The organism is Mycobacterium sp. TY815 (genome assembly GCF_030755135.1).
Taxonomy (GTDB): Bacteria; Actinomycetota; Actinomycetes; order Mycobacteriales; family Mycobacteriaceae; genus Mycobacterium.
Map to the genome: position 1 here is coordinate 100,602 of NZ_JAUFRX010000001.1, position 13,588 is coordinate 114,189.

Below are 13,588 nucleotides of genomic sequence, written 5' to 3' on the forward strand. Positions count from 1 at the left end.
AATCAAGTTCGCTATAGGAATTAAGCAGTTCCCCACAGGAATGAGGCATCCGTCATGACCGCAGATCTGCCCGGCACCGCACTGGAACTGCGTTCTTTGGTGACGTCCGACGGTACCCTCACGCTGTCGCTGGAGGACGTGCCCGTCCCGGCCCCCGCCGACAACGAGGTGCTGGTGCGCGTCGAGGCCTCGCCGATCAACCCCTCAGACCTGGGTCTGCTCGTCGCAAGCGCGGACATGAGCAAGGCGACGGTTTCGGGCACGCCCGAGCGGCCCGTCGTCACCGCCCCACTCGGAACGTCCGCAGTCAAGGCGCTCGCCGCGCGACTCGACGAATCCCTGCCGGTGGGCAATGAGGGCGCCGGCACCGTGGTGGCGGCCGGGTCGTCGGAGGCGGCTCAGGCCCTCCTGGGCAGAACGGTGGCGATCGCCGGCGGCGCGATGTATTCGCAGTACCGTGCGGTCGACGCATCGGCCTGCCTGGTACTCCCCGACGGCACCCCGGCCAAGGACGGGGCGTCGTCGTTCGTGAATCCGATGACTGCCCTCGGAATGACCGAAACCATGCGCCGCGAAGGTCATTCGGCTCTGGTCCACACCGCCGCCGCGTCCAACCTGGGCCAGATGCTGGTCAAGCTGTGCCAGAAAGACGACATACCTCTGGTCAACATCGTCCGTAAGCCCGAGCAAGAGGAAATACTGAGATCGCTTGGGGCGCAATACGTGTGCAATTCCACAGCGTCCTCTTTCGAAGGCGATCTCGTCGAGGCGCTCAAAGCGACATCGGCGACACTGGCTTTCGACGCCATCGGCGGCGGGACGCTGGTGAGCCAGATCCTCAACGGCATGGAGGAGGCGGTCAACGCAACCGCGGCGCAATACTCCCGCTACGGCTCGAGCGTCCACAAGCAGGTGTACATCTACGGCGCCCTCGACACCAGCCCGACAGTGCTCACCCGGAACTTCGGAATGGCCTGGGGCGTAGGCGGATGGCTGCTCACCCCGTTCCTGCAGAGCGCCGGCCGCGAGACGTTCGCCCGGCTGCGGGCGCGGGTGGCCGGCGAACTCACCACGACGTTCGCGAGCAAATACACCCGCGAGGTGTCGCTGGCCGGAATGCTTCAGCCCGACGCGTTCACCGAATACGTCAGGCGGGCGACCGGCGAGAAGTTTCTGGTCACGCCGCACGCCTAGCTTCGGTCAGTCGGTGAAATCGATCCGCACCGACACCGGCGTCGTCTCCAGCGCCTTCACCACGGTGGCGCCCAGCCGCCCGAACTTGCGGCCCCGCGCCACCACGTCATCGTCCGGGCGTAACGTCGCGACTCCGGTGCGCCACCTATTACCCTGTCGCACACGAATATTCGGGTTGTCGACGATGTTGCGGCCCCAGCCGGAGCGGGTGCCGTGCTGACTGATGAGCCACCCGCCCCGATCGTCGAATTGCACCGACACGGGTACCCGGCGCGGCTGACCGGTCTTGCGGCCGATGGTTTCGAGTTCAGTGGCCAGTGCGGTTCGCAGTCCGAGCCTGCTCAACCCTTTCACCACCGGGTTGAGCACATAGCGTCCGACCGCGCGTTCCCTGCGGAACTTCTGCAGAGTCTTCTGGTCATCAGTCATGGCAATCTCCGCCTCGATGCTCGGTGGCCGGTTTATACCGATCGGTCTACCCTAAGGTAGTAGACCAATCGGTATACTGCAACCGGTCGAGAGAGGGGAGAGCCGATGACCGCCCGCGAGCGCCTGATCGACAGCGCCATCGACCTGATGCGCCGGCACGGGGTGGCCGGGACTGGACTGGCCGAACTGCTGCAACACAGCGGCACGGCACGCCGGTCGATCTACGTGAATTTTCCGGGCGGCAAGTCTGAACTCATGGCCGAGGCCACCCGGGCGGCAGGCGGGCTGCTGGACTCGACATTGGAAGCCTGGCCCGACGGCGACGTGCGCGAGTCGCTGGCGGCGTTCGTCGGCTCGTGGAAACACACGTTGCGCTCCACCGACTACACCGCGGGGTGCCCGGTGGTCGCGGCCGCGCTCGGGCGCACCGAGTCAGCCGAGGCCGCGGATGCGGCGGGCGAGGTATTCACCATGTGGCAGAAGGTGATTGGAGAACGGTTACGGAGCCAGGGCCGCGAGGCTGGCGAGTCGGAAGCGTTGGCCACCACCATCGTCGCCGCCATCGAGGGCGCGGTCATACTCTGTCTGGCCGCGCGGTCCACCGATCCGCTGGACCGCACCGCCCGGGTGCTCCAAGACCTGGTCGGCCGCGGTTAGGCGCGCCGGAGTAGCACCACGGGTATCTGCCGGTTCGTGCGCTGCTGGTATTCGGTGAAGTACGGATACATCTCGACCAGCCGCCGCCACAACTCCTCCCGTCGCTCCGTGGGCGCGAGTTCGGCTGCAACGTCGAACTTTTCGTCGTGCACCTGCGCCACAGCGCGGGGGTTATTTTTCAGGTTCAGCCACCAGGCCGGGTCGGCGTCGCTGCCGGCATAGGCGGCCGCGATCACATACCGGTCGCCGTCTCGGACATAGATCAGCGGAACCGTGTGCTGCTTGCCGCTGCGGCGGCCGGTGACGGTGAGCAACATGGTGGGGTACTTGGAGGTCTGTGCCTTGCCGCCTGTCCACCGGTACAGCGCCGCATGCAGGTCGCTGAACGCGCGGGTCACCGGGCGCATCGCCGGTCGGCTGAGTAGGCGTCCGGCAGCAGAGAAGGCTGCGGAAGTTCCTGGCTGCCTGGTCATCGACGTTTCTCCTCTCGGGCCCAACACAGCCTAAGGTCGTTGGTGTCAGGGATGCGACGCCGAACCGACAGGGGTAGCGCGATGAAGTTCGGAATCTCCACGTTCGTCAACGACGACAGCATCGACACCGTCTCGCTGGCGCGGGCGATCGAGGAGCGCGGATTCGAATCGTTGGTGATCGCCGAACACACCCACATCCCGGCCAGTCGCGAGTCGCCGTATCCGCTCGGCGGTGACCTGCCGAAGATCTACTACCGCACTCTGGATCCGTTCGTCACCCTGGCGGCGGCCGCCGCGGTGACGTCCACGATCGAGCTTTTCACCGGTATCGCATTGCTCATCCAGCGCGACCCGATCGTCACGGCCAAGGAGGCCGCCAGCATCGACCTGATCTCGGGAGGGCGGTTCGTATTCGGTGTCGGCGCTGGATGGAATCTCGAGGAGATGCGCGACCACGGGACCGATCCGAAGACGCGGGGCGCACTCCTGGACGAACGCATCGAGGCGATCAAGGCGCTGTGGACCGACGAACCCGCCGAGTACCACGGCAAATACGTGGACTTCCCGCCGTCCTACAGCCGGCCCAAGCCGGTGCAGAAGCCGCATCCGCCCATCTACATCGGCGGCAATTCCGACGCCACGGTGAAGCGGGTGGTCCGCCACGGCGCCGGGTGGATATCCAACCCGTTTCCGATCGAGAACATCAGCCGGCGCGTCGACCAGCTGCGCAACGCCGCGGGTCACGACGTCCCGCTGGCGATGTTCGGAACCCCCAATAATCTCGAATACTGGCGCGCCGCCGAGGATCTGGGCTTCGGTCAGCTGGCGTTGCTGCTGCCCACCAAACCGCATGACGAGTCGCTGCGCTTGCTCGACGACTATGCGGCGCGGGTCGCGCAGTACCGCGGGTGACGTCTGCACGGCGAGCAGACACAGAATCCCGTCGGAGCGCGCGTTCCAAGGTGCTTTTGTGTCTGCTCGCCAGCAGGGGCGCGGAGCGAGTGACGGGATTCGAACCCGTGTGTACGGCTTTGCAGGCCGCTGCCTAGCCACTCAGCCACACCCGCGCGAACCCCTACCGTGCCAGCCCGGGCCGGCCGCGGCCCAGTGTTTACCTCGCTCTGATCGTTACGAAAGGGGCCGAGCGGGTTACCGAGCCGGCCGTCGCAGTGCCGTTCAGCGCGACCGTCGGCGAGTTTGCAGACCGGTGTTGGCGGGTAGGGGAGCGGGTGCTGTGATTGAACGGGCAGAACACGGGCACGGCGCACAAATGACGAAACCCGACGACTAGGCACGGAAACTATGAACAACGACCGGCAGTCAGCAGGCAGCGCGGGCGTCAGCTGGTGAGTGGAATCCACGAACGGCTCGACGAGTTGGTGGCGGCTCGCGACCAACTGCAGCAATTGGTGCGGGTCATCGTCGAAATCGGGTCTGACCTGGACCTGGATATGACACTGCACCGAATCGTCAATGGGGCGATGGAGCTGACCGGTGCCCGATATGGATCGTTGGGCCTACGCGCGAACGACGGTTCCCTGTCCTCGTTCATCTACGAGGGCATCGGCCACACCACGTCGCAGCGACTCGGTGGCATCCAGGTCGGCGAGGGCATTCGAGTCGACGACCTGAGTGCCTCCCCTCGGTCCACGGAACTGCTGCCGGACGACCCACCGATCCGGGCGCTGCTGGCGATACCGATCACCGTGCGGGCCGCCGATTTCGGCAACCTCTATCTCGCCGATGACCGGCCCGGTCGGGTGTTCACGGATTCTCATGAGGGCGCGGTGCGGGCATTGGCCACGGCCGCTGCCGCCGCAATCGACAATGCGCGCCTGTTCGAGCGAGAACGCGAATCGGCGAGATGGACCAACGCCAGCCGCGAGATCACCACGGCGCTGCTGTCCGGCGACCCGCAGACCGGCCCGCTGCAGCTCATCGTGAACCGGGCGCTCGAGTTGGCCGATGCCGAGCAGGCGATCCTGCTGGTGCCGGGCGAACCCGACCTGCCCGCTCAACAGGTCAACACCCTCGTGGTGGCGGCGACCGCGGGCCGGTACACCTCCCAGGTGGTCGGTCAGCAGGTGCCGATGGATGCCTCCACCACGGGCGGCGTGGCGCGCCGCGGTCTGCCGCTGATCACCGACTCCTTCCAGTATCCGATCGAGGGGTTCACCGATGTCGGTGAGCGCTCGGCGATCGTCATACCGCTGATCGCCGACGAGGCGGTGCTCGGCGTCATCGCGGTCGCGCGCGGCCCACAGCAGTCGGCGTTCGGCACCGACTACCTCGAACTCGTCAGCGACTTCGCCCGGCACGCCGCGATCGCCCTGGCGCTGGCGGCCGGACGCGAGCACGCGCTCAATCAGGAACTGGCGCAAGCGGATACGGTCGACGAGGCGGTGCATACCGCGGCCGAGGAGCTGCGCCGACTGTGGCGGGCGCGCCGCGTGCTGGCTGTCACCTTTCCGGCTCGCAGTGACGCGACCAAGTCGGTTGCCTACGGTGCGCCACTGGTGGTTTCCGTCGGTGAGCCGGCGCACTGGGCGGACCTGCCGCCGGAGGAGCGCGCGTTGCTCATCGCGTTGCGCGACGGCGACCTCCTCACGCCCAACACCGCGAAGCCCGGTACCGCCGGCATCGCGCTGCAGCATCCCGAGGGGGTGCTGGTCGTGTGGATCGATCTGGCTGCGCAACGACCGTTCACACTCGAAGACCAGACCCTGCTCACGGTGCTGGCGGGCCGTCTCGGCCAGGGTCTGCAGCGGGTCCACCAGGTCGACCAGCAGCGCGAAACCGCGCTGGCGCTGCAGCACGCCATCCTGGGACCCGCTGAGCTGCCCCACGGATTCGCGGTCCGCTATCAAGCCGCCAGCCCACCCCTGCAGGTGGGCGGGGACTGGTACGACATCGTCGAACTGGACGACGGCCGGATTGCGCTGATTGTCGGCGACTGTGTCGGTCACGGCCTGGCCGCAGCCACCGTGATGGGCCAGGTACGCAGCGCCTGCCGGGCATTGCTGTTCGACAACTCCAGCCCCAGCGCGGTCCTCGCCGGGATGGACCGGTTCGCCGCGCGGCTGCCCGGCGCGCCGTGCACGACCGCCGTCTGCGTCGTACTCAATCCCGACACGGGTGAATTGGTGTATTCCAGCGCCGGCCACCCCCCACCCATCGTCGTCGAAGCAGATGGAACCATCCGGAAGCTCGATGACGGCCGCACCATCGCCCTGGGAATGCGGCCCGGCTGGCCGCGCTCGGAAGCGCACGCGACGATGCCGGCGCGCGCCACGCTCGCGCTGTACACCGACGGCCTGGTGGAACGGCGTCGCGTGCCGATCGAGCACGGTATCTCCCGCACCGCCGCCTTCATCCAGGACGGCCGCGCCAGCGAACTCGACGGCCTCGCGAACCAGATCATGGCCGGGCTCGCCCCGAACGACGGGTATCAGGACGACGTGGTCCTCATGCTCTACCGCCATCCGGCGCCGCTCGAGATGACGTTCCGCGCCGACCCGGAGAACCTGGCGGCGTCGCGCTCCGCGTTACGCAACTGGTTGTCCCGCGCCCGGATGGACCAGGATCAGGCGGCGAAGGTACTCCTCGCCGCCGGAGAAGCGGTCGCCAACGCCATCGAGCACGGCCACCGTCACAGCCCGGGGGGCACCGTGACCCTGGGCGCGACGGCAGTGGACGACCAGGTGCAACTGACGATCACCGATACCGGGTCCTGGAAGACGCCGGACCCCGATTCCTATCCGCGGCGTGGCCGGGGCATCTCGCTGATGCGCGCGCTCATGCACGACGTCACGATCGACTCCGACACTGCCGGAACCACGGTTCACCTATCCGCGAGGATCTCCTGATGCCCACGTCGCTCACCCTGGAAACCTCGCACGGCTACGACGGTGAACTCGTGCTGAAGGCCACGGGTGAGATCGATTTGAGCAACATCGACGCGTTCGACCGAGCTCTGACCAAGGCCGCCACCGAGGCGGCCGGCGGCGACCGCAAACTCACCGTCGACCTCAGCGCCGTCGAATATCTCGACAGTGCCGCGGTCAACGCTCTGTTCTCCCACGCGGACCACATCCACCTCATTGCGCATCCGCTGCTGATGTCCATTCTTTCCATGTGCGGGCTGACCGAACTGATCACCACCGAACCCGCGCCGACGGGACACTGAAGCAGCCGGCACCCGCGCGGTTTCACCGGAACGCTATGTGGATTCCCATCTTGGTGATGGCTCTCGCAGTGAGCCTCGAGCCCTTCCGCATCGGCATGACGGTGTTGATGCTGAACAGGCCCCGTCCCGCCCTGCAGCTGTGCGCGTTCTTGTGTGGCGGGTTCGCCATGGGTGTGGTGGTGGGCCTGGTCGTCATCTTCGTCTTCCGGCGGCGGCTGGTCTCCTCCACTCACCTCACGCTGCCCACGGTTCAGGTCCTGATCGGCGGACTGGCGATCCTGGTCGCTGCGGTCCTGGCCGTCCGGGCGGCCGTACACCACGTCCGTCGCGACCGTCCCGCCGCCGCCGACGACGGGGAACGCCAAGGTCGCGTGCAGAAGCTGCAGATGTGGCGTCGGCAGCTGCTGACCGGACGCCAGCTGTGGGTCGCTGCGCTGGCCGGTCTCGGGATCGCGCTGCCGTCGGTGGACTACCTGGCTGCGCTGGCCGTCATCCTGGCATCCGGTGCCGCGGCCACCAATCAGGTTGGGGCGCTGTTGCTCTACAACATCGTCGCCTTTGCGTTGGTGGAGGTGTCGCTGCTGGCGTATCTGCTGGCTCCTCACACGACGCGGCGGTCGTTGACGGCGCTGAACGCCTGGGTCGGCTCGCGGCGACGGATGGAAGTCGCCGCCTTGCTCCTGGTCGTCGGTCTGGTCCTGATAACCGCCGGCATCGCCGGCAGCTGATCCGACCCTTCGCAGGCTGGTTATTCGAAGATGCCTTCGAGCAGTTCGACATAGCGGTCAGGGGCAGTGAGGACCGCGGCATGCCCGAGCTGTCCCAAGCTGACCAGCTGCGGACGGCGCCCGAACAACCACTCGTACTTCGGCATGTCCCGGTCGCGCTGCGTCGGGTCGTTCTCGGCGCTCAGCACCACCACGTCGCCGTGCCAGCCGCGGAATGCGGCGGGTTCGACCATGCCTGACCGGATCACGTCCGCGGCGACGGCGAAGTGGGACACCACATCGGCGCGAGATAGCTTCTCGTGCAGCAGGATCCGAATGACCTCGCTCATCTGCGCCCGCTCCTGTTGCGGTAGTGGGCGCGCCAGCCTCGCCAGCCCCGCGGCCAACAGCTTCTTCAGCAGCCGCTCCGGCAGCACCCGGGCGAGCAGAGAGCCCAGCTTTGCCGCCGGAACCCACCGGCGGGCGTAGGCAACCGGACCCGAACTCGAGAGCACCAGACGCGTGACGGCCTGCGGGCGGTGTGCCAGGTAGGCCTGCGCCAACATTCCCCCGTACGACTGACCCACCAGGGTGACGGCGTCCACCGATTCGCGGCGCAGTATCTCGTCGAAAGCGGCCATGAACTCCGCGATGGACGGCACAGGCGCGTAGTCCGGCGCGATGACGGTGTGATGTCTGGCAAGACTTTCGAGAAAAGCCGAGGCCGCCGCCGCCCGACGCAGACCGCCCGTCAACCAGAGCACCGGTGTGCCCGCGCCGAGGCGGTAGTAGGACCATTGAATTCCCTGGACCTCTACCTGGTTGCCGTACCGGCGTGTGAAGCGCTCCATCTCGTCTGAAACCGCGATGGCCTCAATTATGGGCAAAGTCACATCGCAGCGACAGGCGCGGACTCACTCCACAGGGATGGGATTGGGCGTCAACGGTTCACCGATGGTCGCGTTGTACTGCGGGCAGTACGCCAGGGTCGCCGCATTGACGATGTTCAACGCGGTGCCCTCGTCTCCCGATACCGATCCCGTGCCCAGACCTATGGTTTCGACGCCGTTGCCGGCCACCACGATGTTGGCCGCTTGCTGGTCGGTCTGGCCCTGAGCCCTGGCATCGCAGACCTGTTGTGCCAGCGGGATTATCGCGCGTGCCGCCGCTTCTGAGGTCGGGGGAGCGAACACACGCGTCATGTAGTCGACGAAGAAGGTCTCGCCGCTGCCCGGCCCCGGCTCAGCAGCTGCCACCGGGGCCACCGCGACCGGCACCGCCAACATCGCCAGACCCGCTACGAACCTGCTGACCGTGCCCGACATTGCGCCTCCTGCCCGACTCTGTACCGATTGCCAGGCGAAAGTAGCACCGCGGGGCCGTGAGCGGGCCCATTCGCGTCGTATTAGGGCCGCAGGCGTCGGTGAGATAGACTGGGCACAACGTTGGCCACCAATCACTACCGCCAACACGTCGTGGAACGTTCCTCATCCCACCGGCGCCAGCCCAAGATCAGCGGCTCAGCGCGTCGCGTTCAGATGATCCGTGCACCAAGCACTACGGTCTCGCGGCGATCGATTTTGCCCACCGGCAATCTCGCCAGCTTGTACCAGCTCTGCGCGAACTCCTCGCGACGATCCGGTGCACCCGATGCCCCGAAAGGCACCGAAAAGTGACTCCAAAACCAAGTACTGACAAGACTTTTGCCGAACTCGGCGTGAGCGCGCCGCTGATCGGCGTGCTCACCGCCGCCGGCATCACCGCCCCGTTCCCGATCCAGGTTCAGACCCTGCCTGACACGCTGGCGGGCCGAGATGTCCTGGGACGCGGCAAAACCGGCAGCGGAAAGACGCTCGCCTTCTCGATCCCGTTGGTCAGCCGGCTGTCATCGGCCAAACGGCGCCCGTCACGACCGTCGGGTCTGGTCCTGGCACCTACCCGTGAACTGGCCACCCAGATCACCGCGACGCTGGAACCGTTGGCTGCTGCCCGGAACCTGCGCGTCGCCACCATCTTCGGTGGTGTGTCGCAGAATCGGCAGGTAGCGGCGCTGCAGTCCGGCATCGACATCGTGGTGGCCTGCCCGGGCCGGCTCGAAGACCTGATGAAGCAGCGCCTGATCAGCCTCGACGCGGTGGAGATCACCGTCATCGACGAAGCCGACCATATGGCCGACCTGGGGTTCCTGCCGGGTGTCACGCGCATCCTGGCCGCTACCCCGGCCGGCGGTCAGCGCCTGCTGTTCTCCGCCACTCTCGACAACGGCGTCGACAAACTCGTGAACCGGTTCCTGCGTGATCAGGTTCTGCACTCGGTGGACGAGTTGAACGCGCCGGTGTCGGCGATGACCCATCACGTATTCCACGTCGCCGGAGCGGAAGCCAAGAAGGAACTCGTGCACCGCTTGGCCTCGGGCAGTGGGCGCCGAATTCTGTTCATGCGCACCAAACATCATGCCCGCCGGCTCGCCAAGCAGCTCACCGATGCGGGCATCCCGTCAGTTGACCTGCACGGCAACCTTTCTCAGCCGGCACGTGACCGCAATCTCGCCGCCTTCAGCAACGGCGAGGCCAGGGTCCTGGTGGCAACCGACATCGCCGCGCGTGGTGTGCACGTCGACGAGGTCGAGTTGGTGGTGCACATCGATCCGCCCGCCGAGCACAAGGCCTATCTGCATCGTTCGGGGCGCACGGCACGGGCCGGGAATGCGGGCGACGTGGTCACTCTGGTACTGCCCGAGCAACGCACGGACACCCGGGCGCTGCTGCGCAAGGCCGGTATCCGGGTCGAGCCGCAGCACGTGACCGCCGACTCCGCGGAGGTGCAGGCGTTGGTCGGCGAGGTCGCGCCATATCGCGCCCCGGCTCCCAAAGCCGCTGCGCCGCAACCGGCTAAGCCGGCCGGGCGCCGCGGGTCGGGTGCGGCCCGGCCGCGACGTCGCCGCCGGCCGAACGAGCTGCAACGGACCGCCCGCTAGGCGGCCACCCGGTGCGCGATCAGGCCGGCTCGCACTCGGGGATCACGATGTTCTTCAGCTTCAGCTCGTCGCAGTAGGCCTGAAAGTCCCTGCCTTGCTGCTCATCTTCGGCGATCTGGCTCTCCAGGCCGCAGGTATTGGTCAGCAGGCAGGGGTCCTCGGGCGTGGCTGTGATGGAAGTCGGTGCATTGCCAAGCGTCTGGGCCTCCGCCGCACCGAAACTGACCGCCACGCCACCGATGACGGCGGCAATCCAGATCAATCGGATCGGCCGGCGCGCTCGCCGAAGCTGCGCGGGTGCTGATTTTTCCTCGGACATCTACCACTCCTTGATAGTTGACGGGTCAATCTGGGCGTTCCAGACGAGCTGACGTCGCCGCCGCGGCGCCAACGTTCGGGATCGTAGCTGCTCAGGCGGTACTCCGCTTGTCATATTAGACCCAAGTGCAACTATTGCATATGGAATGAATTATGGTCAAGGGGCAACAGTGGCGAACCCGCGCGTTCAGAACCGGATCAGCCCCCGCAGGTTCACCCCGGCATGCATGTCGGCGTAGCCGTCGTTGATCTCGTCCAGGGTGTACTCGCGGGTGACCAGCTCGTCCAGCTTGAGCCGTCCGGCCCGGTACAGGTCGAGCATGCGGGGAATGTCGCGACGTGGGTTGGACGAGCCGAAAAGTGAGCCGCGGACCTGCTTTTCGTAGAGCGTCAGATCGAACAGCGACATGGCGACACTGGTGTCGGTGGGGTGGGGGATGGCGGTCATCACCACCCGGCCGCGCTTGCCGACCAGGCTCAGGGCCTGCGCCACATACTCGCCCTCGGCCGAGTCGGTGCTGACGACGCAGACGTCGGCCAACTGGCCGCGGGTCAGTTCGGTGACGAGCGAGAGCGCCTCGTCGACGGTCGCCGCGGTGTGCGTGGCGCCGAACTCGAGCGAACGGGTGCGCTTGTATTCGACCGGATCGAGCGCGACGATGACGCGCGCACCCGCGATGCGTGCGCCCTGGACCGCATTCATGCCGATGCCGCCGACGCCCATGACCACCACGGTGTCGCCGTCACCGGCCTCGCCGGTGCGCACCATGCTGCCGTAACCGGTGGTGACGCCACACCCGACGAGCGCCGCGGTGTCCAGTGCGGTGCCCTGGTCGACCTTGATGACCGAGGCCATCGGGACCACCGTGTATTCGGAAAACGTTCCCAGCACACACATCTGGCCCAGCCCCTGACCTCTGGCGTGGAACCGGAAGGTGCCGTCGAGTTGCGGCCCGGCGATGATCGCCGCACCCAGTACGCACAGGTTGCTCATGCCGCGTGCGCACGGTTCGCAGCGGCCGCAGGCCGGGATGAAACTCAGCACCACCGAATCGCCTTCGGCGACCTCCGTGACGCCCGGTCCGGTCTCGACCACCACCCCGGCGCCCTCGTGGCCGCCGACCACCGGCAACTGCATGGGCATGTCACCGGTGATCAGATGATCGTCGGAATGGCACAGGCCGCTGGCGGTCAGCTTGACCAGAACCTCGTTTTCCTTGGGGCCGTCGAGGTCGACCTCTTCGACCTCCCACTTCTGGTGCAGTCCCCACAGCACCGCGGCTTTTGTCTTCATCGTTCCGGCGTCCAGGTCGCGGGCAGGCTGTTGATGCCGTTGATGAAATTGGCCAGCGCATACTGAGGTTCGGGTGCCGAGATGTCGGGGATTCGGGTGTAGACCTCGGTCAGCAGCGCCTTGAGCATGGTGCGCGCCAGCGCGGCACCGAGACAGAAGTGTGGACCACCGCCGCCGAACGCGATGTGCGGGTTGGGGTTTCGCAGAATATTGAAGCTGTGCGGATCGTCGAAGACGTCCTCGTCACGGTTGCCGGAGTAGTACCACAGCACCACCTTGTCGCCCGCCTTGATCTCCGCATCGCGCACGGTGACATCCCTGGTGGCGGTGCGGCGCATGTGGAGCAACGGTGATCCCCAGCGCAGCACCTCCTCCACCGCAGTGCCGACCCGGCCCTCGACGTCTTCGACCAGCAGCGCGCGCTGGTCGGGAAACTTCGAGAGAGCGGCGATCGCGTGCGCCGAGGCATGCCGGGTGGTGTCGTTGGACGCCACGCCCATCAAAACGAAGAAGGCCCGCAGTTCGTCGTCGGTCATCTTCTTGCCGTCGAACTCGGCCTGCACCATCCAGGTCATCAGGTCGTCACCGGGATTGGCCCGCCGCTGCGGGATCAACTCCGATGCCACCGCGTGCAGATCCAGCACGGCGCCCATGAACAGCTCCAGCTCGCTCTGCTCGCCGCGGATGTTCGGGTCGGTCCAGCCCACCAGGCGCTGGGCGGCGCTGACGGCCTTGTCGCGCAGATCGCCTTCGGGCAGCCCGAAGAAGCTCCCGAAGATCCGGCCGGGCAGCTTCACCGAAACCAGCTGGACGAAGTCGCCCTCGCCCAGATGTGCCATCTCGCTGACCAGGTCGTGCGCGTGGCCGCGGATCCAACTCTCCAGCCGCCGCACGTTTTTGGGCTTGAACGCCTCGGTGGTGATGCCGCGCAACTGGGTGTGCCGGGGAGCGTCCATCGCGATGAACGACTGCGCGATCTCGACCGCCTCGGGGGCGAAGTCCTCCATCGTGATGCCCTGGGCCGACGAGAAGATCTCCGGGTGCCGGCTGGCCCTCCGGATGTCGTCCTGCTTGGTCAGCGACCAGAAGCCCCGGTTGTTGAGTTCGGGTGGCAGCAGGTCCGATTCCGCCGGCCGGCTCCACGGCACCGGGTTCTCCGCACGCAGCACCGCGAAGGCCGCGTCGCGGTCCTCGGGGGGTTTGGCCCAGAACGCACGCGCGCTCAGATCAATGTCCTTATAGGTGGGGTTGGTGGTGGGTGCGGTCATCCGAGGGTCCCTTTCTCGCCCGATGGCACCCATGCTGGTCGGAGGGGGACGTGATCGACACCGGCGCGCGTGCCAACCACTGGCC

At 66.7% G+C, this 13,588-nt stretch carries 14 protein-coding genes and 1 tRNA gene; 7 read left to right on the plus strand and 8 right to left on the minus strand.

The window, feature by feature from the left end; all coding sequences use genetic code 11:
• Window positions 1–54 precede the first annotated feature (54 nt).
• Window positions 55–1,194: a zinc-binding dehydrogenase gene (locus QXK92_RS00340; protein ID WP_306239690.1), complete on the plus strand. Its 1,140-nt coding sequence runs from the start codon at window positions 55–57 to the stop codon at window positions 1,192–1,194.
• Between the two features lie 6 nt (window positions 1,195–1,200).
• Here the strand turns inward: QXK92_RS00340 and QXK92_RS00345 are convergent, their stop codons facing one another.
• Window positions 1,201–1,623: a nitroreductase/quinone reductase family protein gene (locus QXK92_RS00345; protein ID WP_306239691.1), complete on the minus strand. Its 423-nt coding sequence runs from the start codon at window positions 1,621–1,623 to the stop codon at window positions 1,201–1,203.
• 105 nt (window positions 1,624–1,728) lie between these two features.
• Between QXK92_RS00345 and QXK92_RS00350 the strand changes: the two genes are divergently transcribed.
• The gene (locus QXK92_RS00350) at window positions 1,729–2,280 is read left to right on the plus strand and encodes a TetR/AcrR family transcriptional regulator (protein ID WP_306239692.1); all 552 of its coding nucleotides are present in this window, start codon (window positions 1,729–1,731) and stop codon (window positions 2,278–2,280) included.
• On the opposite strand, the gene QXK92_RS00355 is transcribed toward QXK92_RS00350, so the two are convergent.
• Window positions 2,277–2,753: a nitroreductase/quinone reductase family protein gene (locus QXK92_RS00355; protein WP_306239693.1), complete on the minus strand. Its 477-nt coding sequence runs from the start codon at window positions 2,751–2,753 to the stop codon at window positions 2,277–2,279. The two genes, QXK92_RS00350 and QXK92_RS00355, sit on opposite strands and share 4 nt — an antisense overlap.
• A gap of 81 nt (window positions 2,754–2,834) precedes the next feature.
• On the opposite strand from QXK92_RS00355, the gene QXK92_RS00360 reads away from it, so the two are divergent.
• Complete coding sequence (locus QXK92_RS00360; RefSeq protein ID WP_306239694.1) at window positions 2,835–3,665, plus strand: LLM class F420-dependent oxidoreductase; 831 nt, start codon at window positions 2,835–2,837, stop codon at window positions 3,663–3,665.
• 84 nt (window positions 3,666–3,749) lie between these two features.
• Here the strand turns inward: QXK92_RS00360 and QXK92_RS00365 are convergent.
• Window positions 3,750–3,820 (minus strand) — tRNA-Cys (locus tag QXK92_RS00365).
• Between the two features lie 279 nt (window positions 3,821–4,099).
• Here QXK92_RS00365 and QXK92_RS00370 point away from each other — a divergent pair.
• From QXK92_RS00370 to QXK92_RS00380, 3 genes are read left to right on the plus strand one after another with little or no spacing between them, the layout of a single operon-like run.
• On the plus strand, window positions 4,100–6,619 hold the full coding sequence (locus QXK92_RS00370) for a SpoIIE family protein phosphatase (RefSeq protein ID WP_306239695.1): 2,520 nt from the start codon (window positions 4,100–4,102) through the stop codon (window positions 6,617–6,619).
• Window positions 6,619–6,939, plus strand: coding sequence for an STAS domain-containing protein (locus QXK92_RS00375; protein WP_306239696.1), 321 nt, complete (start codon window positions 6,619–6,621; stop codon window positions 6,937–6,939). The genes QXK92_RS00370 and QXK92_RS00375 overlap by 1 nt, the downstream gene beginning before the upstream one ends.
• Window positions 6,940–6,974: 35 nt before the next feature.
• Window positions 6,975–7,667, plus strand: coding sequence for a GAP family protein (locus QXK92_RS00380; RefSeq protein WP_306239697.1), 693 nt, complete (start codon window positions 6,975–6,977; stop codon window positions 7,665–7,667).
• Between the two features lie 20 nt (window positions 7,668–7,687).
• On the opposite strand, the gene QXK92_RS00385 is transcribed toward QXK92_RS00380, so the two are convergent.
• Entirely contained in the window at window positions 7,688–8,497 is an 810-nt protein-coding gene (locus QXK92_RS00385; protein ID WP_306239698.1) for an alpha/beta fold hydrolase, read from the minus strand.
• A 63-nt stretch (window positions 8,498–8,560) separates the two neighbouring features.
• Window positions 8,561–8,971 carry a DUF732 domain-containing protein gene (locus QXK92_RS00390; protein ID WP_306239699.1) on the minus strand — a complete coding sequence of 137 codons (411 nt, stop codon included), beginning with the start codon at window positions 8,969–8,971 and terminating at the stop codon, window positions 8,561–8,563.
• Window positions 8,972–9,318: 347 nt separating this feature from the next.
• Here QXK92_RS00390 and QXK92_RS00395 point away from each other — a divergent pair, with 347 nt between their 5' ends.
• Window positions 9,319–10,623 (plus strand): DEAD/DEAH box helicase, encoded by a 1,305-nt coding sequence (locus tag QXK92_RS00395; protein WP_306239700.1) that lies wholly within the window; start codon window positions 9,319–9,321, stop codon window positions 10,621–10,623.
• A gap of 19 nt (window positions 10,624–10,642) precedes the next feature.
• Here QXK92_RS00395 and QXK92_RS00400 read toward each other — a convergent pair whose 3' ends face one another.
• The 3 genes from QXK92_RS00400 to QXK92_RS00410 all read right to left on the minus strand — a co-directional run bounded on the left by QXK92_RS00400 (window position 10,643) and on the right by QXK92_RS00410 (window position 13,503).
• The gene (locus tag QXK92_RS00400; RefSeq protein WP_306239701.1) at window positions 10,643–10,942 is read right to left on the minus strand and encodes a hypothetical protein; all 300 of its coding nucleotides are present in this window, start codon (window positions 10,940–10,942) and stop codon (window positions 10,643–10,645) included.
• Between the two features lie 186 nt (window positions 10,943–11,128).
• Window positions 11,129–12,235, minus strand: coding sequence for an NDMA-dependent alcohol dehydrogenase (locus QXK92_RS00405; RefSeq protein ID WP_306239702.1), 1,107 nt, complete (start codon window positions 12,233–12,235; stop codon window positions 11,129–11,131).
• A complete protein-coding gene (locus tag QXK92_RS00410; protein ID WP_306239703.1) occupies window positions 12,232–13,503 on the minus strand; it encodes a cytochrome P450 in 1,272 nt (423 codons plus the stop codon). Before QXK92_RS00410 ends, QXK92_RS00405 begins: the two co-directional genes overlap by 4 nt.
• Window positions 13,504–13,588 lie beyond the last annotated feature (85 nt).

Excerpts from the sequence above, each read along its gene's own strand:
- QXK92_RS00340 (WP_306239690.1), top strand. The coding sequence starts at position 55 with ATGACCGCAGATCTGCCCGGCACCGCACTGGAACTGCGTTCTTTGGTG.
- QXK92_RS00345 (WP_306239691.1), bottom strand. The coding sequence starts at position 1,623 with ATGACTGATGACCAGAAGACTCTGCAGAAGTTCCGCAGGGAACGCGCG.
- QXK92_RS00350 (WP_306239692.1), top strand. The coding sequence starts at position 1,729 with ATGACCGCCCGCGAGCGCCTGATCGACAGCGCCATCGACCTGATGCGC.
- QXK92_RS00355 (WP_306239693.1), bottom strand. The coding sequence starts at position 2,753 with ATGACCAGGCAGCCAGGAACTTCCGCAGCCTTCTCTGCTGCCGGACGC.
- QXK92_RS00360 (WP_306239694.1), top strand. The coding sequence starts at position 2,835 with ATGAAGTTCGGAATCTCCACGTTCGTCAACGACGACAGCATCGACACC.
- QXK92_RS00375 (WP_306239696.1), top strand. The coding sequence starts at position 6,619 with ATGCCCACGTCGCTCACCCTGGAAACCTCGCACGGCTACGACGGTGAA.
- QXK92_RS00380 (WP_306239697.1), top strand. The coding sequence starts at position 6,975 with ATGTGGATTCCCATCTTGGTGATGGCTCTCGCAGTGAGCCTCGAGCCC.
- QXK92_RS00385 (WP_306239698.1), bottom strand. The coding sequence starts at position 8,497 with ATGGAGCGCTTCACACGCCGGTACGGCAACCAGGTAGAGGTCCAGGGA.
- QXK92_RS00390 (WP_306239699.1), bottom strand. The coding sequence starts at position 8,971 with ATGTCGGGCACGGTCAGCAGGTTCGTAGCGGGTCTGGCGATGTTGGCG.
- QXK92_RS00400 (WP_306239701.1), bottom strand. The coding sequence starts at position 10,942 with ATGTCCGAGGAAAAATCAGCACCCGCGCAGCTTCGGCGAGCGCGCCGG.
- QXK92_RS00405 (WP_306239702.1), bottom strand. The coding sequence starts at position 12,235 with ATGAAGACAAAAGCCGCGGTGCTGTGGGGACTGCACCAGAAGTGGGAG.
- QXK92_RS00410 (WP_306239703.1), bottom strand. The coding sequence starts at position 13,503 with ATGACCGCACCCACCACCAACCCCACCTATAAGGACATTGATCTGAGC.